This window comes from Streptomyces sp. Root1304, from assembly GCF_001426405.1.
In the GTDB taxonomy this organism is placed as follows: Bacteria; Actinomycetota; Actinomycetes; order Streptomycetales; family Streptomycetaceae; genus Streptomyces.
On record NZ_LMEP01000001.1, the window covers coordinates 95852 to 119764 of the forward strand.

At 70.6% G+C, this 23913-nt stretch carries 19 protein-coding genes and 2 pseudogenes; 6 read left to right on the plus strand and 15 right to left on the minus strand.

Features of this window, described 5'->3' with window-relative positions; translation table 11 throughout:
* Positions 1 to 16 precede the first annotated feature (16 nt).
* The 14 genes and pseudogenes from ASD33_RS36880 to ASD33_RS00480 all read right to left on the minus strand — a co-directional run.
* Positions 17 to 406 (minus strand): annotated as a pseudogene (locus ASD33_RS36880) (hypothetical protein); the annotation flags it as partial.
* 102 nt (positions 407 to 508) lie between these two features.
* Positions 509 to 940, minus strand: a pseudogene (locus ASD33_RS36885) (peptidoglycan-binding domain-containing protein); the annotation flags it as partial.
* Between the two features lie 23 nt (positions 941 to 963).
* Entirely contained in the window at positions 964 to 1968 is a 1005-nt protein-coding gene (locus tag ASD33_RS00425) for a peptidoglycan-binding protein (RefSeq protein ID WP_056551496.1), read from the minus strand.
* A gap of 49 nt (positions 1969 to 2017) precedes the next feature.
* A complete protein-coding gene (locus ASD33_RS00430) occupies positions 2018 to 3091 on the minus strand; it encodes an N-acetylmuramoyl-L-alanine amidase (protein WP_056551499.1) in 1074 nt (357 codons plus the stop codon).
* An 18-nt stretch (positions 3092 to 3109) separates the two neighbouring features.
* Positions 3110 to 3532: a DUF2690 domain-containing protein gene (locus tag ASD33_RS00435; RefSeq protein WP_056551501.1), complete on the minus strand. Its 423-nt coding sequence runs from the start codon at positions 3530 to 3532 to the stop codon at positions 3110 to 3112.
* A gap of 58 nt (positions 3533 to 3590) precedes the next feature.
* The gene (locus tag ASD33_RS00440; protein WP_242426794.1) at positions 3591 to 4007 is read right to left on the minus strand and encodes a DUF2690 domain-containing protein; all 417 of its coding nucleotides are present in this window, start codon (positions 4005 to 4007) and stop codon (positions 3591 to 3593) included.
* Positions 4004 to 4423 (minus strand): DUF2690 domain-containing protein, encoded by a 420-nt coding sequence (locus ASD33_RS00445; protein WP_056551506.1) that lies wholly within the window; start codon positions 4421 to 4423, stop codon positions 4004 to 4006. Before ASD33_RS00445 ends, ASD33_RS00440 begins: the two co-directional genes overlap by 4 nt.
* Positions 4424 to 4844: 421 nt before the next feature.
* Positions 4845 to 5930 carry a dipeptide ABC transporter ATP-binding protein gene (locus ASD33_RS00450; RefSeq protein ID WP_056551508.1) on the minus strand — a complete coding sequence of 362 codons (1086 nt, stop codon included), beginning with the start codon at positions 5928 to 5930 and terminating at the stop codon, positions 4845 to 4847.
* Complete coding sequence (locus ASD33_RS00455; RefSeq protein ID WP_056551510.1) at positions 5923 to 6981, minus strand: ABC transporter ATP-binding protein; 1059 nt, start codon at positions 6979 to 6981, stop codon at positions 5923 to 5925. The genes ASD33_RS00450 and ASD33_RS00455 overlap by 8 nt, the downstream gene beginning before the upstream one ends.
* Before the next feature lie 14 nt (positions 6982 to 6995).
* Positions 6996 to 7949: an ABC transporter permease gene (locus ASD33_RS00460; RefSeq protein WP_056551512.1), complete on the minus strand. Its 954-nt coding sequence runs from the start codon at positions 7947 to 7949 to the stop codon at positions 6996 to 6998.
* A complete protein-coding gene (locus tag ASD33_RS00465; RefSeq protein WP_056551514.1) occupies positions 7942 to 8874 on the minus strand; it encodes an ABC transporter permease in 933 nt (310 codons plus the stop codon). Before ASD33_RS00465 ends, ASD33_RS00460 begins: the two co-directional genes overlap by 8 nt.
* Before the next feature lie 180 nt (positions 8875 to 9054).
* A complete protein-coding gene (locus ASD33_RS00470; protein WP_056551516.1) occupies positions 9055 to 10695 on the minus strand; it encodes an ABC transporter substrate-binding protein in 1641 nt (546 codons plus the stop codon).
* A gap of 485 nt (positions 10696 to 11180) precedes the next feature.
* Positions 11181 to 13082, minus strand: a complete 1902-nt coding sequence (gene typA, locus ASD33_RS00475) for a translational GTPase TypA (RefSeq protein WP_056551518.1) — start codon at positions 13080 to 13082, stop codon at positions 11181 to 11183.
* 289 nt (positions 13083 to 13371) lie between these two features.
* Entirely contained in the window at positions 13372 to 15789 is a 2418-nt protein-coding gene (locus ASD33_RS00480) for an ABC transporter family substrate-binding protein (protein ID WP_056551520.1), read from the minus strand.
* A gap of 200 nt (positions 15790 to 15989) precedes the next feature.
* Between ASD33_RS00480 and ASD33_RS00485 the strand changes: the two genes are divergently transcribed.
* Genes ASD33_RS00485 through ASD33_RS00500 form a run of 4 tightly spaced genes read left to right on the plus strand, consistent with a single transcriptional unit; the run spans position 15990 to position 19813 of the window.
* Entirely contained in the window at positions 15990 to 16214 is a 225-nt protein-coding gene (locus ASD33_RS00485) for a hypothetical protein (RefSeq protein ID WP_056551523.1), read from the plus strand.
* Positions 16215 to 16255: 41 nt separating this feature from the next.
* Positions 16256 to 17077 carry a hypothetical protein gene (locus ASD33_RS00490; protein ID WP_056551525.1) on the plus strand — a complete coding sequence of 274 codons (822 nt, stop codon included), beginning with the start codon at positions 16256 to 16258 and terminating at the stop codon, positions 17075 to 17077.
* Position 17078: 1 nt separating this feature from the next.
* On the plus strand, positions 17079 to 19046 hold the full coding sequence (locus ASD33_RS00495) for a fumarate reductase/succinate dehydrogenase flavoprotein subunit (RefSeq protein ID WP_056551527.1): 1968 nt from the start codon (positions 17079 to 17081) through the stop codon (positions 19044 to 19046).
* Positions 19043 to 19813 carry a succinate dehydrogenase/fumarate reductase iron-sulfur subunit gene (locus ASD33_RS00500; protein ID WP_056551529.1) on the plus strand — a complete coding sequence of 257 codons (771 nt, stop codon included), beginning with the start codon at positions 19043 to 19045 and terminating at the stop codon, positions 19811 to 19813. Before ASD33_RS00495 ends, ASD33_RS00500 begins: the two co-directional genes overlap by 4 nt.
* Before the next feature lie 13 nt (positions 19814 to 19826).
* Here the strand turns inward: ASD33_RS00500 and ASD33_RS00505 are convergent, their stop codons facing one another.
* Complete coding sequence (locus tag ASD33_RS00505; protein WP_056551531.1) at positions 19827 to 20825, minus strand: hypothetical protein; 999 nt, start codon at positions 20823 to 20825, stop codon at positions 19827 to 19829.
* Between the two features lie 212 nt (positions 20826 to 21037).
* On the opposite strand from ASD33_RS00505, the gene ASD33_RS00510 reads away from it, so the two are divergent.
* Complete coding sequence (locus tag ASD33_RS00510; protein ID WP_056551533.1) at positions 21038 to 23140, plus strand: TPM domain-containing protein; 2103 nt, start codon at positions 21038 to 21040, stop codon at positions 23138 to 23140.
* 58 nt (positions 23141 to 23198) lie between these two features.
* Positions 23199 to 23906 (plus strand): PspA/IM30 family protein, encoded by a 708-nt coding sequence (locus tag ASD33_RS00515; RefSeq protein ID WP_056551535.1) that lies wholly within the window; start codon positions 23199 to 23201, stop codon positions 23904 to 23906.
* Positions 23907 to 23913 lie beyond the last annotated feature (7 nt).

Here is a 23913-nt window from a genome sequence, read left to right on the forward strand (position 1 = left end):
CCGGCCGGCCGGTGGATCAGTTGAGGAAGGTCACGTCCCAGTGGCTGCCCTCGTTGGCGTAGACGTTGCCCGAGGGAGCCGTGTAGAGGGAGGCGCCGTCACCGCGCTTGCCGGAGTACGGGAAGGTGCCCGTCACGTAGTTGGTGAGGCAGCTGGTCATCGCGAAGTCCAGCTTGTAGCCGTTCCAGTGGCTGTACGTGCCGCTCGCGTGGCCCGTCTCCGTACCGCCCGTGATGTTCAGCGCGCAGCCGCTCGCCCCGCGCAGGGCGACGGCGCCGTCGGCGGAGGCCTGGCGCAGTCCGTCGAAGGACGTGCAGGCGGAGCTGTTGCGGTCGGAGCAGCCGCCGGAGGAGCTCCAGGTGATGCCGGCCGCGGAGAACTTGGCGGCCGCCTGGGAGTGGGTCAGCAGGCCGCTGCTGCCGCCGCTGCCGCCGGAGGAGCCGGTGACCAGGGCGCGCCAGGTGTCCGGGCCGACGATGCCGTCCGCGTCGAGCCCGTGCGAGGACTGGAAGGCGCGGACCTTGGAGTCGGTGCCGTCGCCGAACGCGCCGTCGACGGCGAGCCCCGCCCCGTACCGGTTGAGCTGCGTCTGGGCGGCCCTCACACCGGAGTTGTTGTCGCCCTTGCGGACGGTGACGATCAGCCGGGACCAGGTGTCCGCACCGACGACGCCGTCGGCGGACAGGCCGCTGGCGCTCTGGAAGCTGCGGACCTTGCCCTCGGTGCCGTCGCCGAACGCGCCGTCGGCGGCGGTGGCGTATCCGCGGGCGGTCAGCAGGTGCTGGACGGTGGTCACCTGGACGCCGGAGCTGCCGTTCTTGACCAGCGGCCAGTCGGCGGCGAAGGCGGGGGCGGCCTGGAGCACTCCGGCCACCAGGGCGGTGACGAGGGCGGCCAGCAGGGCCGCCGCGAGCCCGGGGATCCTTCTCGCGAGTGTCATCGGTGATTCCTCGAACTCTCTCGTCAGCACTGGTAGTTCGCGTCCGGGTGCACCGGCTCGCAGTAGCGGATGTGGAGGTGGTTGTCGTGGTTGGGGTACTGCACGGTCAGCCCCTCCGCGATCAGCTGCGGGTCGTTGAAGAAGATGAGCTTCACGTGGCCGGGCGCGGCCGCGCGCAGGGCCTTGACGAGCTCACGGGTGGCGCCCCGGTCGTAGGCGGCGGACTCCCAGGTGATGCGGGAGCCGGAGCACTGCGCCGAGTCGGTGCGCACGGGCCAGAAGTCGACGTCCATGCCCACCTGGTGGGTGGCGTGGCCGTAGATGGAGCCGCCGTGCTCGAAGGCGATGTCGCCGACGGGGAGCTTGCCCCGGCCGAGGGCGGCGAAGGTGCGGGCGCCGGCCTCCAGCTGGCCGATGGTGGCCGCGGTGCCCCAGTCGGCGGAGGCGTTGCCGTCCGGGTTCTGGTTGCAGAGGGTGCCGGCGTTGTAGTCGGCGTACTCGTAGTGCCAGAGCAGGTTGTTCCAGGTGTCCGGGCCGACGACGCCGTCCGCGCCGAGGCCGGCGTGGCTCTGGAAGGTGCGGACCGCCGACGCGGTGCCGGGACCGAAGGCGCCGTCGACCGAGAGGCCCGCGCCGCGCTTGGCGTTCAGCAGGTACTGGACGGCCTTGACGGCCTCGCCCTGGCTGCCCTCCCGGACGGTCACGGTCAGCGCCCGCCAGGTGTTGGGTCCGACGATGCCGTCGGAGCCGAGGCCGTGGGAGGACTGGAAGGAGCGGACGGCGGTGTCGGTGCCGGCACCGAAGACGCCGTCGGCGGTGAGCTGCGCGCCCTGCCCGTTGAGCAGGTACTGCAGGGCGGCGACGTCCGAGCCCCGGTTGCCCTTGCTCTGGGTGGGGACGAACGCGCCCGAGAAGGCGTGCGCGGGGGTGCCCAGGCCGATGAGCACGAGCAGCGCGGCGAGGGCGGCGAGGGCCGCGAGGGGGGCCGCCCCGAGGACGGGGCGGAGCGACCGGGTGGTCGACGACATGGCGGGGTGCTTCTCCTTGTGGGGTGGAGGGTGGGGCGGGGCGTGACGGTCAGGCGAGGAGGCGGCTGAAGGTGCGCGCGTCCGCCAGGCCGTCGGCGGGCAGCCCGGCGCCGTTCTGGAAGGAGGTGACCGAGGCCTGGGTGCCGGGCCCGAAGGCGCCGTCCGCGTCGGTCGGGATGCCCTTGGCGGTGAGCAGCAGCTGTACGGCCTTGACGGCCTCGCCGGAGTCGCCCTGCCGTACGGGCACGACGAGTTGGTGCCAGGTCTGGTTGCCGGCGTATCCGTCGGAGGTCGCGGTCATGAGCGTCTGGAAGTCCCGTACGGCCTTCTCGGTGGCCGGGCCGAAGCTGCCGTCCGGGGTGATCGTGGCGCCGCGCCGGACGAGCAGGTGCTGCAGCGCGCGGACCCGGTCGCCGCTGTCGCCGTTGTGCAGCAGCGGCCACACGGGCGCCGTCGGGTCCCCGCCGATGCGGGCGGCCACGGCCTGCCGCAGCTGCGGGAGCATCGCGTACAGGCGGTCGCCGGGGCACTGGGTGGCGTTGAAGTCCCGGTGTCCGTAGATCTGGTAGGCGCGCAGCCCGTACTGGCGGCAGATGTGCGCGCACAGGTCGACCAGCGTCGCGTACTGCTCGCTCCGCGGGTCGACGGTGGTGTAGGTGCCCTCGTTCTCGATGCCGATGGCGACCGTGTTCTGTCCGACGCAGTGCGCCGACTCCACGATCTGGGTGCCGCCCTGGAGCGTGGCCAGGCTGTTGTGCCGGCCCTCCATGACGTACGCGCCCCGGGAGACGGTGAAGTGCTGGCCCGTGTCGCTCCACTGGCGGTCGTCCATCGCCCAGTTCTGCATGGAGCGGGCGAGCTGGAACGCCTGGGACTGCGAGTAGTCGGTCACGTTGGCCGTGGCCGTGTGGTGCACGATGATCTTCTGCGGCGGGGTCGGGAGGACCCGCAGGGGGCCGCTCGCCGGGCGGGCGCCCCACGCGGTGGTGTCGGCGATGACCGGCACGCCCGCGGCGTGTGCCCGGCCGGGCGCCCAGAGGGGCAGGACGGCCGCGGCGCCGAGCGCGAGCCCGCCGGTGAGGAAGGCGCGGCGCTGGGGGTTCGATGCGGTTTCCGGGGTCATGAGGGTGTGGTCCTCCGCTCAGTAACTGCCGGTGCAGTGGGTCTGGAGGGTCTCCAGGGCGCGCGTCTCGCACGCCTTGGCGTAGATGTCCTTGTCGTTGACCATGGCGGTGTAGACGGTTCCGTAACCGCCGTAGTAGGCGCTCCGGGACACGCCCTGGGAGTTGTGGACGCTGATCACGGTGTCGGCGGACGCGCCGGAGGTCTTGCGGGCCCAGGCGGCGCGGCAGGTCGGGCTGTAGCGCAGTTCCACGCCCCAGTCGGCGGTCAGCACCGTGCGGGCGTCGTTCTGGCAGATCGTGGTGGCCGGGTCGAGGCCCTCGCAGGAGGAGGCGTAGCAGGAGGTGGCCGCCGAGGCCGGGGCGGAGGCGAAGAGCAGACCGGAGGCGCTGAGCGCGAGGGCCGAACCGGCCGTCGCGAGCTTGCGGGTGAGCGGGTTCACTGGAGGAACTCCTTCTGCGGGGCCGGAGTCGACGGCGTGGCCGACGCGACCGGCGGGGCTAGTACCACGACGAGCACTGCGTCCCGAATCCCATGACGTAGCCGCAGGACCGGGCGATGATCCCCTTGTCGTCGATCATCGCGGTCCACACGGTGCCGCTTCCGGTGTGGTAAGCGGCCTGGCTCAGACCGGTGTTGCTCTCCACCCAGATCGTCATCGCGGTGTCACCGCTCTTGCGCGCCCAGGCGGCCCGGCAGGTCGGGCTGTAGCGAAGTTCGACGCCGGAGGCGGTGGTGCCGACGGTGCGGGCGTCGTTCTGGCAGACGGTCGTGCTCGGGTCCTTGCCGGTGCAGTCGGGCCCGTAGCAGGACGTCGCGGCGGAGGCCGGGGAGGAGGCGAGGAGGAGGCCGGAGGCGGCGAGGGCGAGGGCCGAGGCGGCCGTCGCGAGCGTGCGGGTGAGCACGGGACGGGTCACCACCACAGGGTCGAGGAGGCCATGGTGTAGTCCGAACGACGGTCACAGGCGTACGCCATGATGTCCTTGTCGTCGACCATCCGGGTCCAGACGGTCCCGCCCGAGCCGCCGGGCTGCACGCTCTGCATCTCACGGCGCTCGTTCTCGACCTGGTAGTAGTGCCCCGCGACCGCGTTCTGCTTGCGGGCCCAGGTGGCACGACAGGTGGGGCTGTAGCGGAGCTCGACGCCGGTCTCGCTGGTGAGGACGGTCCTCGCGTCGTTCTGGCAGATCGAGGTCGCCGGGTCGACCCCGTAGCAGCTGGTCGAGTAGCAGGACGTCGCGGCCGAGGCCGGCGAGGAGGCGAGCAGGAGGCTGGACCCCGCCATCACGAGGGCCGAACCGACGGTGGCGAACTTGCGGGTGAGTATGTTCACGGCGATCTCTCTGTCCTGAAGCGGCGGGCGGCGGCGGCCCGGCGGGCCACGCCCCTCGTGGTCGAGGCGGGCGGCCCGGCGGGCTGCGGCTCGGCACACGCTGCCAGTCCCGCAGGCCGTCCCGGCCGTCCCGGCGGACCGCGTCCGTCCCGCGGGAGGGGGCGGCGGGCGGGCCGGACACGACGGCCGAGGCAGGGACACGGACCGGGGGTGACGTCCCGTCGGGCGCACGGGACGGCGCGGGGACGCGGGACGGGAACGGGACGGCGGTACGGGTGTCCCGCGGGACGTCCCGAGGGGGCGAAGGCAGGGCGCGGGGGCAGGGCGCGGGGCCCTTTCGCGCGACCGCCGCCGGACATGCGAAAGGCCCCCGGCACCCTTGCGGGTGGCGGGGGCCTTCCAGGCCTTGCGTGTCGGTGCGTCAGTGCACCGGGACGACCTGCTTCTCCTCGGCGAAGTGGCACGCCGAGAGGTGCGCGGCCGGGGTCTCCTGACCCTGGAAGCGCTCCGGGATCGCGAGCAGCGGCGTCTCCTGCGAGCAGCGCTCCTGCGCCTTCCAGCAGCGGGTGCGGAAGCTGCAGCCCGACGGCGGGTTCGCCGGCGAGGGGACGTCACCGGTGAGGATGATCCGCTCGCGGTGCGCGCGGGCCTCCGGGTCCGGCACCGGCACCGCGGACAGCAGCGCCTGGGTGTACGGGTGCGTCGGGTGCTCGTAGATCTGCTCGTCCGTACCGATCTCGGCCATCTTGCCGAGGTACATGACGCCGACGCGGTCCGAGATGTGCCGGACGATCGACAGGTCGTGCGCGATGAAGAGGTAGGAGAGGTTGAACTCCTCCTGCAGCTTCCCCATCAGGTTGATGACCTGCGCCTGGACGGAGACGTCCAGGGCCGACACCGGCTCGTCGCAGATGATGATCTCCGGGTTGAGCGCGAGGCCTCGGGCGATGCCGATGCGCTGGCGCTGACCGCCGGAGAACTGGTGCGGGTACCGGTTGATGTACTCCGGGTTCAGACCGACGACGTCGAGCAGCTCCTGCACCTTGCGGCGCCGGTCGCCCTTCGGGGCCACCTCGGGGTGGATGTCGAAGGTCTCGCCGATGATGTCGCCGACCGTCATACGCGGGTTGAGCGAGGTGTACGGGTCCTGGAACACCATCTGGATGTTGCGCCGGACGGCCTTCAGGGCGCGCCCGGACAGCTTGGTGATGTCCTGGCCCTTGTAGAAGACCTCGCCCGCGGTGGCGCGCTCCAGGTTCATCAGGAGCTTGGCGACGGTGGACTTGCCACAGCCGGACTCGCCCACGATGCCGAGGGTCTCGCCCTGGTAGAGGTCGAAGGAGACCCCGTCCACGGCCTTGACCGCGCCGACCTGCTTCTTGAACAGGATGCCCTGCGTCAGCGGGAAGTGCTTCTTCAGGCCGCGCACCTGGAGGATCGGCTCGCCGCGGCCCGCGGGGGCCTCGACGGCGGCCACGGCCTCGTCGTTCTTGCTGAGGTCAGCCATGGATCGTCTCCTTCCAGAAGTGGCAGGCGCTCTTACGGCCCGGGAGGTCCGCGCCGTCCTGCTCGGTGACCGGCACGAGGGCCGGGATCTCCGTGCGGCAGAGGTCGTCGGCCTTGGGGCAGCGCGGGTTGAAGGCGCAGCCGGAGGGCACCTTGAGCAGGTTGGGCGGCAGGCCCTTGATCGCGTAGAGCTCCTGGCCCTTCTGGTCCAGGCGCGGGATCGACTCCAGGAGTCCCTTGGTGTAGGGGTGGGCCGGCCGCTTGTACAGCTCGTGCACGGGGGCCTGCTCGACGATCCGGCCCGCGTACATCACGGCGATCTTGTCCGCGACGTCGGCGACGACGCCGAGGTCGTGGGTGATCAGGATCAGACCCATGTTGTACTCGCGCTGGAGCTCCGCGAGGAGGTCCATGACCTGGGCCTGCACGGTCACGTCGAGAGCCGTGGTGGGCTCGTCGGCGATGATCAGGTCCGGCTCCAGGGCGAGCGCCATGGCGATCATGATGCGCTGGCGCATACCGCCGGAGAACTGGTGGGGGTAGTCGGTGACCCGCGCCTTGGCGGCGGGGATCTTGACCTTGTCCATCAGCTCGATGGCCTTGACCTTGGCGTCCTTCTTGGACATGCCGTGGTGCACCCGGAACATCTCGCCGAGCTGGTAGCCGACGCTGAGGACCGGGTTGAGGGAGGACAGCGCGTCCTGGAAGATCATGGCGATCTTCCGGCCGCGGATCTTCCGCCGCTCCTCCTCGGACATCTTCAGCATGTCCTCGCCGCGGAACAGGATCTCGCCCTGCGGGATCTTGCCCGGAGGCATGTCGAGGATGCCCATGATGGCCTGGGCGGTGACGGACTTGCCGGAGCCGGACTCGCCGAGGACGGCGAGGGTCTCGCCGGCGTCCACCGAGTAGTTGACTCCGTTGACCGCCTTGGCCACACCGTCACGGGTGTGGAACTCCACGTGCAGGTCGCGGACTTCGAGCAGCGGACCGGTGTGGTCGGATCCGTCGCGGGGCGCGGGGACGGCCGCGGTCTTGTCGATGATGCTCATCTTTTACGCCCTCCTCAGCGCAGCTTGGGGTCGAGGGCGTTGCGGACGGCTTCGCCGAGCATGATGAACGCCAGAACGGTGAGGCTCAGCATGATCGAGGGCCAGAGCAGGACGTGCGGGGCCACTCGGATCTGGGCGACACCGGCGGAGATGTCGACACCCCACGAGACGGTCGGGGCGGCGAGGCCCAGGCCGAGGAACGACAGGGTGGCCTCGGCCGAGATGTAACCGCCGAGCGCGATGGTCGCGACGACGATGACGGGTGCCATGGCGTTCGGCAGGATGTGCCGGAAGAGGATCCGGGTCGTGCTGGCGCCGAGGGCCTTGGCCGCGTGGACGTAGTCGGCCTGCTTGACCGTGATCACGGCACCGCGCATGACGCGGGTGATCTGGGTCCAGCCGAGGAACGCGAGGGCGAAGACGACGACCCAGACGGTCCGCTCGACGAAGGCCTGGAGGACGACCATCGCGCCGAGCAGGAACGGGATGCCGAAGAAGACGTCGGTGATCCGGGAGAGGATCGCGTCGACGATGCCGCCGAAGTAACCCGAGATCATGCCCATGATGCCGCCGATGACGGTGACGATCGCGGTGACCGCGACGCCGACGATGATCGAGGCGCGGGTGCCGTAGATGAGGCGGGCGTAGACGGAGCGGCCCTGCTGGTCGTAGCCCAGCCACTCGGGCGAACCGACGTTGCCCAGCTCCGGCTTGCTCAGGAAGTGGTGCACCAGGTCACCGGCGGTCGGGGACGCGCTGGTGAAGAGGCTCGGCCACACCGAGATCAGCAGCAGCAGCGTGATGAGCGCCGAGGAGATGATGAAGTACGGGTTGCGGCGCAGGTCGGCCCAGGCGTCGCCCCAGAGGCTACGGGCCTTCTCCTGCGTCGGAGCCGGGGCCGAGTCCACGGAGGGCGGGGCGATGGCGTCCTCGACGGCCGCGGCAGCGGTCTTGGTCACGTCAGGCATACCGGATCCTCGGGTCCAGGACCGCGTACAGCAGGTCGATGAGCAGGCTGGTGACGAGGTAGACGATCACCAGGATGGTGACGAGGCCCACCAGGGTCGTACCTTCACGCCGGGAGATCGACTCGGCGATGACGCCGCCGATGCCCTTGATGTTGAAGATCGCCTCGGTGACGACCGCGCCGCCCATGAGGGCGCCGATGTCGGTGCCGAGGAAGGTGACCACGGGGATCATCGAGTTGCGCATCAGGTGGACGCCGATGACACGGCGGCGCGGGAGGCCCTTGGCAACGGCCGTGCGCATGTAGTCGGCGCGCAGGTTCTCCGCCATGGACGTACGCGTGAGCCGCGCCACATAGGCGAGGGAGAGACCGCCGAGCACAATGGCCGGAGCGATCATCTCGCTGAGCTGTGGCTCGGTGCTGACGTTCGGATCGATCCAGCCCAGGTTGAAGGCGAACACCATCTTGATGATGTAGCCGAGAACGAAGACCGGGATCGAGATGATCAGCAGGGTGAAGATCAGGATCACGTTGTCGGCCAGGCGGCCGGCGCGCAGACCGCCGATGACACCCAGGCCGATGCCGAAGATCAGCTCGATGGCGAACGCGAGCGCCGCCAGCTGGAGCGTGATGGGGAACGCGTCGCCGAGCACCTCGGTGACCGGGCGTCCGTTACGGATCTGGGTACCGAAGTCCTGGTGCCAGATCATGTCCCACATATATGTGACGTACTGCAGCCAAGCCGGCCGATCGAGACCCAGCTCGTGGCGCTTCGCGGCGAGTGTCGCCGGGTCGGCGCCCTTGTCGCCGAACATCGCCAGCACGGGGTCACCGGGCAGGCTGCGCACCATGAGAAAGATCAGCAGGGTCGTCCCGAGGAAAACCGGGATCATCTGGAGCAGTCGTCGTGCGACATAACGCCCCATCATGCCTCCGTTGAGATGTGACAGCGGCAACCGACGGGCCCTCCCTCGACAGCCCTACCCGTTTCCGGGCACGGCTATGTCGTGGAAGGGCCCCCCAGCCACTGCGTAAGGCACCGAGACGGGACTGACGATCTGTCGATCCGTCAGTCCCGTGACGGCGTGCGGACTACGCTTGGGTGATTACTTCTTGACCTCGACGCCGGTCAGGATCGGGTCGCCGTCCTGGCCGTACGCCACGCCCGAAACCTTCTCGGAGAAGCCCGCGTTGACCTTGTAGTACCAGAGCGGGATGGACGGCATGTAGTTGATCAGGTCCTTCTCGATGGCCTGGTACGCCTTGACGGACTCGTCCAGCGTCGCCGCGGAGTCGGCCTTGGCGATCTTGGCGTCGAGCTCCTTGTTCGAGAAGTCACCCTGGTTGCCGCCCGCACCCGTACGGAACAGGTCCGAGATGAAGTTGGCGTTCACCGGGTAGTCGAGCACCCAGCCGGAGCGGTAGAGCGACTTGACCTGCTTCGTCTTACGAGCGGTCAGGTCGGCCTGGAAGTCCGGCTTGCCGTCGCCGACGCACTGGACGCCGGTGGACTGCTGGATGGAGTTGCAGACAGCGTCCACCCACTCCTTGTGTCCGCCGTCGGCGTTGTACTGGATGGAGATCTTGTTGTTCGGGACGCCGCCGCCGGCCTTGATCAGGTCCTTGGCCTTCGCGGGGTCGAACTTGGTGACGCCGGCGCCACCGTCCTCCTGGAAGCCCAGGACGCCCTTCGCGACCCAGCCGGTCGCGGGCTCACGCGTGCCGTTCAGCACCGTCTTGGTGATGGTGGCACGGTCGATCGCCATCGAAAGACCCTGGATGACGCGCGGGTCGATCTGCTTCGGCTTCTTCCACTGGTCGGAGTAGAAGGCGACGGCGATGGTCTGGATCGCGGAGTACGGCTGGTCCACGGCGCGGTCGCCGAGGTCCTGGCGGTAGACCGGGAGGTCCTTCGGCGCGATCTGACGCAGGACGTCGACGTTGCCCGACTTCAGGTCCTCGTACGCGGCCTCGAGGGTGGTGTAGTTCTTGAAGACCACACCGCCGTTCTTCGCCTTGTTCGGGCCCTTGTAGCCGTCGAAGCGCGTGACCTCGATCTTCTTCTTGTGGTCCCAGCTCTTGAACTTGTAGGGACCGTTGCCGACCGGCTTCTGGCCGCCGGCGACCGGGTCCTTGTAGAAGGACTCGGGGAGCGGCGCGAAGACGATGTAGGCCAGCTTGTGCGCGAAGTACGGAACGGCCTTCGAGAGCTCGATCTTGAAGGTGTTCTCGTCGACGACCGACAGACCCTCGAGCTTGTCGGCGGTCTGCTTGGCGCCCTCGGCGTCCGGGTGGACCTTGTCGTAGCCCTTGATGTCCGCGAACCAGGACGCGAGGCCCTGGGCGTTCTTCAGGCTGGCGTTCCAGTTCCACGCGTCCACGAAGGACTTGGAGGTCACCGGGGTGCCGTCGTGGAAGGTCCAGCCCGGCTTGAGCTTGACGGTCCAGGTCTTCGAGTCCGTCGTGGTGACCGACTCGGCGTTGATCATGGCCAGGGAGCCATCAGCCTTGTAGTCGACCAGGGTCGAGAACAGGCCCGACATCACGGCGGAGCCGTTGGACTCCATCGTGTCGCCGGTGAGCAGGGGCTTCTCAGGCTCGCCCAGCTCGATGGAGAAGATTCCGTTCGGGTCAACAGCGCCCTTGGCGTCACTGCCGCCGTCGCTCTTACCCCCGCCACAGGCGGTCGCAGCAAGGGCGACGATGATCGCGCCCGTTACCCACTTGGCGCTCTTGGCACCGCGCATGGGTTCCTCCTCATGAGTCCACTTTGTCACTACAAGAGGGGCACTCCGAGTTTCGCCGACACCCCTGACGGCTGTGCACTCAAGTACCCCGAGTGTGCTCGTGAGTCGGCACTCCCCACAGTGCGTGACCCATTGACCCGAGCTCAATGGAGCCAACTATTAAGTACGTCCGGGCTGTAAACCACACTTAAGTGGTCTCGTTTTGACAACATCACCCCACCCCCGGATACCGAAATCCGGACAAACTGAGCACAGACAGACACCCCCGAAACGGACCGTTAACACACGTACCGGAGAGCGATGGCCGCTATGCGGACACTCGGCCTCTGAAATGGAGTTGACGGAAGTTGACGAAAAGCCCGGACCCCCACAGTGCTGTGGGGGTCCGGGCTCAGGTGCTGACGTGCCGTCAGCCAAGAGCGGCGTAGATCACACAGGACCGTGATCTACCCCGCCGCCACCGGCCGCATGCGGCCGGACTCGGCTCAGTTGTTCTTGGCGCGGGAGGTCGCGCGGCCGCGGGCGTTCTGGTCCAGGATGACCTTGCGGATGCGCACGGCCTCCGGGGTGACCTCGACGCACTCGTCGTCGCGGCAGAACTCCAGGGACTGCTCCAGGGACAGCTTGCGGGGCGGGACGATCGCCTCGAAGGAGTCGGCGGAGGAGGAGCGCATGTTGGTGAGCTTCTTCTCCTTGGTGATGTTCACGTCCATGTCGTCGGAGCGCGAGTTCTCGCCGACGATCATGCCCTCGTACACCTCGGTGCCGGGGTCGGTGAACAGGACACCGCGCTCCTGGAGGTTCGTCATCGCGAAGGCGGTGACGGCGCCGGCGCGGTCGGCGACCAGCGAACCGTTGTTACGGGTCGTCAGCGTGCCGAACCACGGCTCGTGGCCCTCGTGGATCGAGTGGGCGATGCCCGTACCGCGGGTGTTGGTGAGGAACTCCGTACGGAAGCCGATGAGGCCGCGCGACGGGACGACGAACTCCATGCGGACCCAGCCGGAGCCGTGGTTCGACATGTTGTCCATGCGGCCCTTGCGGACGCCCATGAGCTGCGTGACCGCGCCCATGTGCTCCTCGGGGACGTCGACCGTGAGGCGCTCGACGGGCTCGTGCGTCTTGCCGTCGACCTCCTTGGTGACGACCTGCGGCTTGCCGATGGTCAGCTCGAAGCCCTCGCGGCGCATCTGCTCGACCAGGATGGCGAGCGCGAGCTCACCACGGCCCTGGACCTCCCAGGCGTCCGGGCGCTCGGTGTCGAGCACGCGGAGGGAGACGTTACCGATGAGCTCGCGGTCGAGGCGGTCCTTGACCTGGCGGGCGGTGACCTTGCGCTGCTTGACCGCGGACTTGGCGTCCGCGCCCTTGCCCGTGCCACCGCGGCCGACGAGCGGCGAGGTGTTGGTGCCGATGGTCATGGAGATGGCCGGCTGGTCGACCGTGATCAGCGGCAGCGCGATCGGGTTCTCCGGGTCGGCCAGGGTCTCGCCGATCATGATGTCCGGGATACCGGCGACGGCGCAGATGTCACCGGGGCCGGCGACCTCGGCCGGCTTGCGGGTGAGCGCCTCGGTCATCATCAGCTCGGTGATGCGGACGTTGGCGATGGTGCCGTCCGTCTTGATCCACGCGACCGTCTGGCCCTTGCGCAGCTCGCCCTGCTCGACGCGGAGGAGCGCGATGCGGCCGAGGAAGTTGTCGGCGTCCAGGTTGGTGACGTGGGCCTGGAGCGGCGCGTCCTCGTCGTACGACGGGGCCGGGACGTGCTCCAGGATGGTGGAGAAGAACGGCTCCAGGTTGTCGCTGTCCGCGGGGACCGTGCCGTTCTCCGGCTTGGTCAGCGAGGCGATGCCGTCACGGCCGCAGGCGTAGACGATCGGGAACTCGATCTGGTCCTCGTCCGCGTCGAGGTCCAGGAACAGGTCGTAGGTCTCGTTGACGACCTCGTCGATCCGGGAGTCCGGGCGGTCCGTCTTGTTGATGCAGAGGATGACGGGCAGGCGCTGCTGGAGGGCCTTGCGGAGCACGAAGCGGGTCTGCGGGAGCGGACCCTCGGAGGCGTCCACGAGGAGGACGACCGCGTCCACCATCGACAGACCGCGCTCGACCTCGCCACCGAAGTCGGCGTGGCCGGGGGTGTCGATGATGTTGATCGTGATCGGGGCCCCGCCGTCCTTGGGGTGATACTTCACCGCCGTGTTCTTGGCGAGGATCGTGATGCCCTTCTCACGCTCCAGGTCGTTCGAGTCCATCATGCGGTCGTCGAGCTGCTGGTGGGCGGCGAAGGCACCGGCCTGCTTGAGCATGGCGTCGACGATGGTCGTCTTGCCATGGTCGACGTGGGCGACGATGGCGACGTTACGGATGTCGTGGCGCGTGGGCATGGGTGCTTGCGCTTCTCTCGGATCGTGGGATGCGGCGTCAGTTCCTCGTACGCCCGCCGGGCGGACGCGCCACGGCTATGTCCTATGGTACGGGGCTGCCGCGCAAGGGGCTTCCCCGGTCAAGATCCGAGAGGGGCTGTGCGGTGCTGCGAGGGTGTGGGGGGCTTCGTGCGACCGGGTCAAGGGGCCGACGCGATCCTGCCCGCCGGGATCACCGGCGGGCAAGGATTTTGAGCTGGTTCTGAGGTTGTGACCTGTGGTTTCAGAGGTTTCAGTGCTTTGAGTGCTTTCAGGGGGTGCGCTCGGCGCCCTTGGCGGATTCGGGCTTCTTGAAGCCGATGTCCTGGTAGCGCGGGACGCCGAGACCCCAGGCTCCGGCGTTCACCAGATCGGCCCGGGCGGCGACCAGCTGGGGGCGCTGGTAGAGGGGGATGGAGCCGGCGGCGGCCCAGATCCGGGCGTCGGCCTGGCGCACCAGGTCACGGGCCTCCTCCTCGTCGAGGGTCCCCGCGGCCTGGTCGAAGAGCTGGTCGATGCGGTCGGTGCCGACCCGCGAGTAGTTCTGCTCGACCAGCAGGGAGCCGTCCGAGGCGGGCTCGGGCTTGGCGAAGATCGGCCGGGCGTCGGTCGCGGGGAAGGCCGAGGCGGGCCAGGAGTAGAGGGCCAGGTCGTAGTCGCCGGAGGCCACGTGGTCCTTGAAGAAGCTGTCGTCGGAGACCTTGGTGACCTCGGTGCGGATGCCGACCGCGTCGAGCATCCGGACGATCCGGTCGCCGACCGCGCGCAACGACTCGGAGCCGGGGCCCGAGGGCAGGACGAAGCGGAGGCTGAGCGCCTTGCCGTCCTTGCCGAGGGCCTGGGTGGCCTCGGGCGCGGTGACGGGGGCGGCGGTGCCGCGCGGGGCGTAGGCCCCGGCGACGCCCTTGTCGGTCCTGGCGACCGTCTGGGCGGCGTGGGCGCCGGCGCCCGTACCGGTGTCGAGCGCCTCGGCGCGGGCGAGGAGCGCCGCGCTCTGGCGGGCGGCGGCGGGGGCCGGGGCGAGGATGTTCGTACCGTTCTCGGGGCCGTTCGCGCCGATGGCGGCGGTCCGGCGGTCGCCCGGCTTGTCGTCGCCGACGATGTAGAGGCCCTCGTCGGAGGCGGTGTCGCTCCCCTTCTTCTTGGCGTCGGTGGAGCCCGCGTCCTTGGCGCCGTCCTCCTTCTCGCCCTTCCCCTTCTTCTCCCCCTTCTCCCCCTTCTCCTTCGCGGCCTTCTCCTTCTCCGCCTCGCTGCCCGCCTTGGTGCCGGCGCCCGCCGGCTTCCTGGCGGCGCCGCCGGGGACCCAGCCCGCGTCGGCGAGGAGGGCCCTCGCCTCCTTGGTGTCCTGGCCGCCGAGCGCGTCGCTGCCGTCCGCGTACGCGGCCTGGCCGGCGAGGGCCAGATGGCTGCCGGGGGGCTGGGCCGGGAGGCCGAGCGGCTTGAGCACGGACTCGGCGAGTTCCTGGCGGTTGATGGCGCGGGCCACCGCCCTGCGCACCCGCTCGTCGGCGAGGGGGCCGGACTCGCCGTTCAGCGAGAGCTGGGTGTAGGCGGGTTCGAGCGACTTGCGGACCACGTACTTCGCGAGGGTGTCCTGCGCGCTCGCGTAGGTGGCGAGGGCCTGCTGGTTCTTCTTGCGGGCGGCCTGGACCTCCTCCGCCTTCTCCTCGTCGGAGCCGTGGGCGAGGGCCCAGGACTTCAGCGCCTTGGAGGGCGTGGTCCCCGAGCCGGGGCCGTGGGCGAGGGCGGCCTGGGCGCCGTTGCGGCCGGCCCGGGCGTCGCGGAGGGCGAGGGAGATCCGTTCGGCGGTGGACCGGTCGATCTCGGCCAGGTCGAGGGTGCCCGCCGCGAGGGCCTCCGCGCGGTCGGCGCGGGGGACGGCCTTGAGGACGAGGCTGTCGAGCTTGGCGGGCTGTCCCCACCAGCGGGGGTTGCGGGTGAGGGTGACGTCGCCGCCCTTGCGGTCGATCGCCTTCAGCAGGAACGGTCCCGCGGTGGCCTTGAGGGTGGTGCGGGCCCCGTCGTTGAAGGCGTTCGGGGAACCCATCACCTGCTTCGGGTAGAGCGGGGTGAAGAGGGACTGCCAGTCGGCGTACGGCTTGGAGAAGGTGACCCGCACCTCCAGGTCGTTCTTGCCGCGCTCGATCTTCTCGATCCGCTCGTAGCCGGAGTTCCGGGCGGTCCAGTACGCCGTGTCCCGGCCGCTCAGGGCCCGCCACTGGGCCACGAAGTCGGGGGCGCCGATCTCGCGTCCGTCGCTCCACACGGCCTGCTGGTTGAGCTTGTAGAGGACGACCTGCTTGGGCTCCGTCTCGACGACCTGCGCGGACTCCAGGTAGTCGGGGTTCCGCTGCGCCCTGCCGCGCTCGTCGAGCGTGTAGAGGGAGGGGAGCACGGCCCCGGCGATCCGGGTGGTGGTGCCGTCGGCGTCGGCCTGGAAGGTGTTGAGGGTCGTGGGCAGCGCGTCGACGGCCCAGCGGACGGTGCCTCCGTCGGCGACCTTGCCGCGGGCGGCGGGCGCGTTGTCCTGGGCCGCGGCCGGGCCTGAGTCGCCCTCGTCGCCGGAGCTGCATCCGGCGAGCACGGTGACGGCGAGGACGGCACTGGTGAGGGTGGCGACGGAGCGGAGCGTGCGGGAGCGGGGGCTCCTGGAGCATGTCCTCCCGCGAGGGGCGCCGATCTGGGACATGACTTGTACCCCTTCGTCCAGATTTATTCCATTTGGAGATGATCACACCTATTGCTCATACACTGAAAAGGACGGAACAGATCCGGCCACGGCGACACGGCGGCACGTCCGGAAAACCCCACTCGTGCGGCCCAACCGCCCCTGCGCACGACTTCCCAAGCGGGATGTGACGCGCGACACTCACGAAGGTGAGGGCAACCATGTCCGTCCAGGACGAGCTGGCGGCCGTCAAGCGCCGCTTGCAGGACCTTGAACACACGGTCGAAGAGCTGGAACACCGCGTCGGAACGGAGCGGGGCGCACCCGCGCCGGCCTCCGGCCGCGCCGAGAGCATGGTGACGATCCCCGACGCCCCGTACGACGCCGGGAAGTGGACCGACGTCGACGACGAGGGCCTGGGAGCACGCGACCACCACGCGCCCTAGAGCCCGTGGAGCCGTAGAGCCGTAGAGCCGAGGAGGCCCTGTTGGCCACAGGTACGGAACCGCCCGGGTCCGCGACGGGCGTGCGCTCCCCGGGGCGCGCCGCCATCGCCGCCCGCCATCTGCGCACCGACCGCTGGTGGCTGGCCCCGGCCGCCACCGCCGTGGGACTGCTCGCCTTCGTCGTGTACTCGACCTGGCGGGCCTTCGCCAACGCCGACTACTACGCCGCCCCCTACGTCTCCCCGTTCTACTCGCCCTGTCTGGCGGAGAACTGCGTGCCCATGCGGGGCGGGCCGAACTGGGAGCTCTTCGGCAGCTGGTGGGGGCTCTCCCCCGCCCTGCTGATCCTGGTCTTCCCGCTGGGCTTCCGGCTCACCTGCTACTACTACCGGAAGGCGTACTACCGGGGGTTCTGGGCCGCTCCCCCGGCCTGCGCGGTCGCCGAGCCGCACCGCGCGTACACCGGTGAGACCCGCCTCCCGCTCATCCTGCAGAACCTCCACCGGTACTTCTTCTACGCGGCGCTGCCGGTGGCCGGAATCCTCACGTACGACACCGTCCTCACCTTCCGGGACACCGACTACGCCTGGGGCCACGCCGGTCTCGGGACGGTCCTCTTCCTGGTCAACATCACGCTCATCTGGGCGTACACCCTGTCCTGCCACTCCTGCCGGCACATCGTCGGCGGACGGCTGAAGCACTTCTCGAAGCACCCCGTCCGCTACCGGCTGTGGACCTGGGTGGGCCGGCTGAACGCCCGCCACATGCTCCTCGCCTGGGCCTCCCTCGTCAGCGTCGCGCTCTGCGACCTGTACGTGTACCTGCTCGCCACCGGCACCTTCGACGACCCGAGGTTCTTCTGAGATGACTCACGTCGAGCGACAGCAGTGGGACGTGGTCGTGGTCGGCGCGGGCGGCGCCGGGCTGCGGGCCGCGATCGAGGCGCGCCGCGCGGGCGCCAGGACCGCCGTGATCTGCAAGTCCCTCTTCGGCAAGGCGCACACCGTGATGGCCGAGGGCGGCATCGCCGCCTCCATGGCCAACGTCCACCCGCAGGACGACTGGCGGACCCACTTCCGCGACACCATGCGCGGCGGGAAGTTCCTCAACCAGTGGCGGATGGCCGAGCTGCACGCCCAGGAGGCCCCCGAGCGGGTCTGGGAGCTGGAGACCTGGGGCGCGCTCTTCGACCGCACCCCGGACGGCCGGATCTCCCAGCGGAACTTCGGCGGTCACGAGTACCCGAGGCTCGCGCACGTCGGCGACCGCACCGGGCTCGAACTGCTCCGCACCCTCCAGCAGAAGGCGGTCGGGCTCCAGCAGGAGGACCACCGCGAGACCGGCGACCACGAGGCCCGGCTGAAGGTCTTCCAGGAGTTCACCGTCACCCGGGTCCTGAAGGACGGTGACGGGAGGGTCTCCGGAGTCTTCTGCTACGAGCGGGAGAGCGGACGCTTCCTCGTCCTGGAGGCGCCCGCCGTCGTCCTCGCGACCGGCGGCATCGGCAAGTCCTTCAAGGTGACCTCCAACTCCTGGGAGTACACCGGCGACGGGCACGCGCTGGCCCTGCTCGCCGGGGCGCCCCTGGTGAACATGGAGTTCGTGCAGTTCCACCCGACGGGCATGGTCTGGCCGCCGTCGGTGAAGGGCATCCTCGTCACCGAGTCCGTACGCGGGGACGGCGGCGTGCTGCGGAACTCCGAGGGCCGGCGCTTCATGTTCGACTACGTCCCCGACGTCTTCAAGGAGAAGTACGCGGAGACGGAGGAGGAGGGCGACCGCTGGTACGAGGACCCCGACCGCAACCGGCGCCCGCCCGAGCTGCTGCCCCGCGACGAGGTGGCGCGGGCCATCAACGCCGAGGTGAAGGAGGGGCGCGGCTCCCCGCACGGCGGAGTGTTCCTGGACGTGTCGACCCGGATGCCGGCCGAGACGATCCGGCGGCGGCTGCCGTCGATGTACCACCAGTTCAAGGAGCTGGCCGATGTCGACATCACGGCGGAGGCGATGGAGGTCGGGCCGACCTGCCACTACGTGATGGGCGGGGTCGCGGTCGACTCGGAGACGGCCTCGGCGGTCGGCGTGCCCGGGCTCTTCGCGGCCGGTGAGGTGGCCGGCGGGATGCACGGCTCCAACCGCCTCGGCGGGAACTCCCTCTCCGACCTGCTGGTCTTCGGGCGCCGGGCGGGTCTCCACGCGGCGCAGTACGCCTTCTCGGGGGCGGGCGGCGGGGTCGTGGCCGCCGATGTGGAGGCGGCGGCGGCCGAGGCACTGGCCCCGTTCGCCGGCCCGGAGCAGGGGGCGGCGCCTGGGGACGCGGCCGGGTCGGGGGCGGGGTCCGGGTCGGGGTCCGGGTCGGGGTCGGGGTCGGGGTCGGCGGAGAATCCGTACACCCTCCACCAGGAGCTCCAGCAGACGATGAACGACCTCGTCGGGATCATCCGGCGGGCGGGCGAGATGACCGAGGCGCTGGAGCGGATCGCCGCGCTGCGGGCCCGCGCCCGCCGGATCTCCGTCGAGGGCCACCGGCAGTTCAACCCCGGCTGGCACCTCGCCCTCGACCTGCGGAACATGCTGCTCGTCGGCGAGTGCGTGGCCCGCGCCGCCCTGGAGCGCACCGAGTCCCGGGGTGGGCACACCCGCGAGGACCACCCGGCGATGGACCGCGACTGGCGTCCGGTGAACCTGCTGTGCCACGCCGAGGGCGACGGCATCCGGCTGGAGCGGACCCGCACCGAACCCGTACGCCCGGACCTCCTCGCGCTGTTCGAGCGGGAGGAACTGGCCAAGTACCTCGCGGACGACGAGCTGGAAGGGGATCGGGGCGCATGAGCACCTACGACGCGCGGTTCCGGGTGTGGCGGGGCGACCCCGGCGGCGGCGAACTGACCGACTACACGGTGGAGGTCCACGACGGGGAGGTCGTCCTCGACGTCGTGCACCGCCTCCAGGCCACCCAGGCGCCGGACCTCGCGGTGCGCTGGAACTGCAAGGCGGGCAAGTGCGGTTCGTGCTCGGCCGAGATCAACGGCCGGCCACGGCTGCTCTGCATGACCCGGATGTCGGTGTTCGCCCGCGACGAGGTGATCACCGTGACCCCGATGCGGGCCTTCCCGGTCGTCCGCGACCTCGTCACGGACGTCTCCTTCAACTACGCGAAGGCCCGGGAGATCCCGGCGTTCGTGCCGCCCGCCGGGGTCGGTCCCGGCGAGTACCGGATGCGGCAGGAGGACGTCGACCGCTCCCAGGAGTTCAGGAAGTGCATCGAGTGCTTCCTCTGCCAGGACACCTGCCACGTCGTGCGCGACCACGAGGAGAACAAGGAGGCCTTCGCCGGGCCCCGCTTCCTCATGCGGGTCGCCGAACTCGACATGCACCCGCTGGACGCGGCGGAGGAGGCCGGGATCGACCGCCGGCGGACGGCGCAGGACGAACACGGGCTCGGCTACTGCAACATCACCAAGTGCTGTACGGAGGTGTGCCCGGAGTCCATCCGGATCACCGACAACGCCCTGATCCCGCTGAAGGAGCGGGTCGTGGACCGGAAGTACGACCCGCTGGTGTGGCTGGGGAGGACGATCGGCCGCCGGAAGGGCTGACGGCCGACCGGGGTCAGTGCCAGCCGGCGCGGTAGGCCGCCCAGTCGCCCTCCTCGGCGGCGAAGTCGACGTACAGGGCGACGCCGAACCGCTGCCGGCCCGGGTCGGTGCGTCCGAGGCCGAGTCTGGTGCCCCGGACGGCCGCCTCGACGGTCTCCGCGTTCTCGTGGTGGCCGAGGTCGCTCTCGTGGAAGAAGGGGAGCCCCATGAGCAGGTCGGTCGACTCGGGGGTCACTTCGAGGGCCAGGCTGGTCTGCTGGGCCACGTACCCGCCGTAGAGGCCCTCCAGCGGCATCCACGTGTCGTACGACATGACGGCGATCTGGTCGACCCGCCGGGCGACCTCGCCGAAGAACTCCTGCGACCACCACTTCTCGCTGCCGCTCACCACGCCGTTCACCGTGTGCAGCCCCGGCAGCGGGTCGATCTGATGGGCGGCCACGGAGAGCGGCGCCTTCCGTGCCCGGGTCACCTTCCCGAGGTCGTCGAGGAGGGAGAGGTAGTGGGGGTCGTCGGAGAGCAGCGGCTCCAGGTCGAAGTGGACCCCGTCGAAGCCGGCGTCCAGGACCTGCCGGGCCGAGGCGACCACGGCCGCACGGGAGCCGGCGTCCTCCAGGCGCAGCCCCTCGGGTCCCTCGGTCGCCAGGACGTCGCCGAGCCAGGCCTGCACCCGTATCCCCGGCATCGTGCGGTGGACCGCGTCGATGAACCACCTGGCGCGGGGGTACCGGTCGGCGGGCAGGGTGCCGTCGTGCTCCAGCGGCCCGGCGTGGACGTACAGGTCGCGTATGCCCGTGCCCTTGATCCGCGCGGCGAACGCGGCGACGTCCGCGTCCTTCTTCCGCCCGTCGACCCAGGCGTGCCCGAGCCAGACCGCGTCCTTGCCCCGGGTCCTGGCGTCCTCCCTGACGTCCCCCGCGTAGTTGACGCGCAGGGCGAGCGCCCCGAACAACGGGGGCACCACCAGCACCAGGACGAGACCGAGCACGAACCACCGCCCCCGTCGCCACATGCTCCTCAGCCGTCCACTCACCCGAGCCCCCCGAGAGTCGTCGTGTCACTGCCGTCGTGTCACTGCCGTCGTACCGCTGTCGCCGTGTCACTGATCCCACCGCTCCCCACCGTAGCGGCGACTACTGACAGTGACGCTCTCCTGTGGAGAATGGTTTCGCCCCGGCCCGGGTCCGGTCGCGGAGCGACATACCCGGACATAGCCTCCCCTTTGTGACGCGCATAGCCACCCGAACCCTTCTCGCGGTGCTGGTGGCGGCGTGGTGGCTCCTCGTACCCGCCGTCGCCCATGCCGACGATCCCGTCGAGCTGTCCCGCGACGGGCAGATCACCGACCGGGTGGACGCCCTCGGCGACCGCCGTCCCTCCGTGGTCCAGGCCCTCGACCGGCTCTACGACGAACGGCGGATCCAGCTGTTCGTCGTCTACGTACGGGACTTCTCCGGCCGCTCCGGGCAGTCCTGGGCCGACGCCACCGCCGAGCGCAACGGCCTCGGCGTCGACGACGTGCTGCTCGCCGTCGCCACCCACGACCGCCGATACGGCTACTCCGCCGACCCGGACGCCCGCCTCACCCAGGCCCAGCTGGACGACGTCGCCCAGACCGCGATCGAACCGGCGCTGCGGCAGAACGACTGGGCCGGCGCCGCGATCGGCGCCGCCGACGGCTACTCCGCCGTGATCGCCGGCCGTCCCGTCCCCACCCCGGCCATCACCCCCGGGCCCGCCGATCCCGGCGGCGCCGCCGACGGCACCTCGACGACCGATCTGGTCCTGCCCCTGGTCCTGGTCGGCGGCGCCGGAGCCGTCGCGGCCTACGCGTACACCAAACGGCGCAAGCGGGCCGAGACCCGCACCACGCCCCAGGGCGGACAGGGCTGGGGCCCTCCGAAGGAGCCCGCGCCGCCGTCCCTCGACGAACTGGACGGGGAGGCCCGCAGGACCCTGGTCGCCACCGACGACGCCGTCCGCACCAGCCAGGAGGAACTCGGCTTCGCCTCCGCCCAGTACGACACGGAGACGGTGCGCCCCTTCACCGAGGCCGTCGCCTTCGCCGGGGAACAGCTGACGGCCTCCTTCCGGCTGCGGCAGAAGCTCGACGACTCCTTCCCCGAGGACGACTCCACCCGCCGGAGCATGCTGGAGGAGATCCTGCGCCGCTGCGCGGAGGCGAACGCGCGCCTCGACGCCGAGAGCGAGGACTTCGACCGGCTCCGCGCCCTGGAACGCACCGCGCCCGAGGCCCTGGGCACCGTCGAGACCGCCTTCCGGGAGCAGACCGGCCGGGTCGGCACGGCCGAGGCCACCCTCGCCGCCATGCGCGAGCGGTACGCCGAGACGGCCGCCTCCCCCGTCGCCGGGGACGTCGAACAGGCGAAGGACCGGCTGGTCTTCGCGACCACCCACGTCAACCAGGCCCGCCAGCGGATCGACGCCGGTGACAACGCCGGGGCCGCCGTGCACATCCGGGCCGCCGAGAGCGCCGTGGACCAGGCGGCCCGGCTGATCGAGGCCGTGGACCGGCGGGCGCGGGAACTGGCGGAGGCGGTCGGCAAGCTGCCGGGCGCCCTCTCGGAGACGGACGCGGACCTGGCGGACGCCCGGGGCCTGTTGAAGGGCACCGGCGAAGGAGTGTCCACGGCCGACCTCCAGGGCCGGATCGCCCGCGCCGAATCGGTGGTCGCGGAGGTGCGGCGGACCGTGGACGCGGGGCGGTACGACCCCCTCGACGCGCTCCGCCGGGTCGAGGAGGCCGACACGGCGCTCGACGAGGCCCTGGAGGGCGCGCGGGAGCGCGAGTCCGGCAGCCGGCGCGCCCGAGGGCTCCTCGACCAGGCGATGCTGACGGCCCGTTCGGCGATCGGGGCGGCCTCGGACTACATCACCACGCACCGGGGCGCGGTGGGCAGTGAGGCCCGTACCCGCCTGGCCGAGGCCCAGCGGCGCTGGGAGAAGGCGCGGGTGCTCGCCGGGGACGACGACCCGACGGCCGCGCTCGCCGAGGCGCAGCAGGCGGACGCCCTCGCCCGCCGCGCCCAGGACCTCGCCGAGCAGGACGTCCGGACCTACGGGAACCCGAACGGGCTGGGCGGTACGACGGGGGTCGGCGGGGGCGGTGGCGGCGGGCTGGGCGGTGCGGTGCTCGGCGGCATCATCCTCGGCGGGCTGTTCGGCGGGGGAAGGGGCGGCGGGCCCGGGGGGTTCGGCGGCGGTTCCGGCGGCGGGGGCTTCGGGGGCGGTGGCTTCGGCGGCGGGCCCGGCAGCTTCGGCGGCAGTGGCACGCGTGGCCGGCGGGGCGGCGGCGGCCGCTTCTGAGACCGGCGCGAGCCGCGCCGTCTCCTCCCTTTTCTGTCCCTCTCAAGGAAGAAGTGCCATGAGCAAGCAGACGATCCTCGGCCGGGTCACCCAGCTGGCGAAGGCCAACATCAACGCCCTGCTGGACCAGGCGGAGGATCCGCAGAAGATGCTGGACCAGCTGATCCGCGACTACTCGAACAACATCGCGGAGGCGGAGGAGGCGGTGGCCGCGACCATCGGGAACCTCCGGCTGATGGAGCAGGACCACCAGGAGGACGTGGAGGCGGCGAAGGAGTGGGGCGGCAAGGCCCTCGCCGCCAGCCGGAAGGCCGACGAGCTGCGGAGCGGCGGGCAGGCGGCGGAGGCGGACCGCTTCGACAACCTGGCGAAGGTGGCGCTCGGCCGGCAGCTCCAGTCGGAGAAGGAGGCGCGCACGGCGGAGCCGACGATCGCCGCGCAGACCGAGGTGGTGGCGAAGCTCAGGACGGGCCTCGACCAGATGAAGGCCAAGCTGGGCGAGCTGCGGGCCAAGCGGGACGAGCTGGTCGCCCGCGCCCGCTCGGCCCAGGCGCAGAACACGATGATGGACGCGGTGAAGAACATCGACGTGCTCGACCCGACCAGCGAGCTGAGCCGGTTCGAGGACAAGGTGCGCCGGGAGGAGGCGCGGGCGATGGGCAAGCAGGAGCTCGCCGCCTCGTCCCTGGACGCCCAGTTCGAGCAGCTGGACGCACTGGGCGACAGCGCCGAGATCGAGGCCCGGCTGGCCGCGCTCAAGGGCTGATCGCGTA